The sequence below is a fragment of the Kitasatospora sp. NPDC004799 genome, from assembly GCF_040609095.1.
Lineage (GTDB): Bacteria > Actinomycetota > Actinomycetes > Streptomycetales > Streptomycetaceae > Kitasatospora.
This window is the reverse complement of the sequence record NZ_JBEXJK010000724.1, coordinates 1-1,950: the sequence shown is the minus strand read 5'-3', so window position 1 is coordinate 1,950 and position 1,950 is coordinate 1. Positions and strand designations below refer to the sequence as shown.

At 74.3% G+C, this 1,950-nt stretch carries 1 protein-coding gene; it reads left to right on the top strand.

Annotation, left to right across the window (positions count from 1 at the left end; genetic code table 11):
• The coding region (locus tag ABZW03_RS40275; RefSeq protein ID WP_355269767.1) for an amino acid adenylation domain-containing protein at window positions 1–1,950 on the top strand (1,950 nt) is incomplete at both ends.

Genomic DNA, 1,950 nt, shown 5'->3' with positions numbered 1-1,950 from the left:
CAGCGCCTCGCCGAACTCGCCCGCGACAACGGCGCCTCCCTCTTCATGGTCCTCCAAGCCGCCCTCGCCGCCCTCCTCACCCGCCTCGGCGCCGGACACGACATCCCCATCGGCTCCCCCATCGCCGGACGCACCGACGACGCCATGGAAGACCTCGTCGGCTGCTTCATGAACACCCTCGTCCTACGCACCGACACCACCGGCGACCCCACCTTCACCCAACTCCTCGACCGCGCCCGGGAAACCGCCCTCAAGGCCTACGAACACCAGGACCTCCCCTTCGAACGACTCGTCGAAGTCCTCGACCCCACCCGCTCCATGGGCCGCAACCCCCTCTTCCAAGTCATGCTGGCCCTGCAGAACAACACCCAACCGGCTCTCGCCCTCCCGGGGTTGACGGTTGCGGAGCAGCCGGTCGGCGGGGACAGCGCCAAGTTCGACCTGTCCCTCGCCGTCGCCGAGCGCCACCACGGGAACGACAGCTCCCCGGGTGGTCTCGTCGGCACCCTTGAGTACAACGCCGACGTGTTCGAGCCGGCCACCGCCGCGGCCCTGGCCGGCCGTCTGGTCCGGCTGCTCGGCCAGGTCGCCGCCGAGCCCGACACCCCGCTGGCCCGGCTGGAGGTCCTCACCGAGGACGAGCGGCGGCAGGTCCTCACCGCGTGGAACGACACCGCCGCCGACGACCCCGGCACCACGGTGGTCGCCGCGTTCGAGGCCCAGGCCGCCCGCACCCCCGACGCCGTCGCCGTCGTCACCGAGTCCACCGCCCTCACCTACGCCGAACTCGACGCCCGGACCAACCGCCTGGCCCGCCACCTGGTCGGCCTCGGGGTCGCCCCGGACCGGCCGGTGGCCCTGTCGCTGCCCCGGACGGCGGAGATGGTGGTGGCGCAGCTGGCCGTCCTGAAGAGCGGCGCCGCCTACCTGCCGGTCGACCCGGCGCTCCCGGCCGACCGCGTCCGGCTGATGCTCGACGACGCCGCGCCCGTCCTGCTGCTCACCGAACTCGCCATCGCCGCAGGGCTTCCGCGCACCGAGGTGCCCACGGTCGCCCTGGACGACCCCGAGGTCGACGCCGCGCTGGCCGCCCTGGACGACCGTCCACTGGCCGATGCCGAGCGGGCCGCCCCGCTGCACGGCTCCCGGCTGGCCTACCTGCTGTTCACCTCCGGCTCCACCGGGCGCCCCAAGGGCGTGATGGTCGAGCACCGGTCGCTGATGAACCTGCTGCGCTCCACCCGGGAGCGCTTCCCGCTGGAGGCCCACGACCGGCTGCTGGCCGTCACCACCTGGTCCTTCGACATCTCCGGCCTGGAGGTCTACCTGCCGCTGCTGTCCGGGGCCGGCCTGGTCGTCGGCGCGGAGGGCATCGCCCTGGACCCGGCCGCGCTGGCCGCCTCGCTCGACCGCGACGGCATCACGATCATGCAGGCGACCCCGGCGCTCTGGCAGGAACTCGTGCTCCACCGGCCGGAGTCGGTGCGCGGCCTGCGCGTGCTGATCGGCGGCGAGGCGGTGCCGCCCGCGCTGGCCGACGCCCTCGCCGCCGGGGCCGCCGAGGTCACCAACCTGTACGGGCCGACCGAGACCACCATCTGGTCCACGGCGGCCGCGCTGACCGGCGACGGCGTCGTGACGCTGGGCCGCCCGATCCGCAACACCCGGGCGTACGTGCTGGACGACGCACTGCGGCCGGTGCCCCCGGGCGTGGCCGGCGAGCTCTACCTGGCCGGCGCCGGACTCGCCCGCGGCTACCTGGACCGCCCCGGCCTCACCGCCACCCGCTTCCTCGCCTGCCCGTACGAACCCGGCGAACGGATGTACCGCACCGGCGACCTCGCCCGCTGGACCCCCGACGGGCACCTCGCCTACCTCGGCCGCGCCGACACCCAGATCAAGATCCGCGGCTTCCGCGTCGAACCCGGCGAGATCGAGGCCGCCCTCACC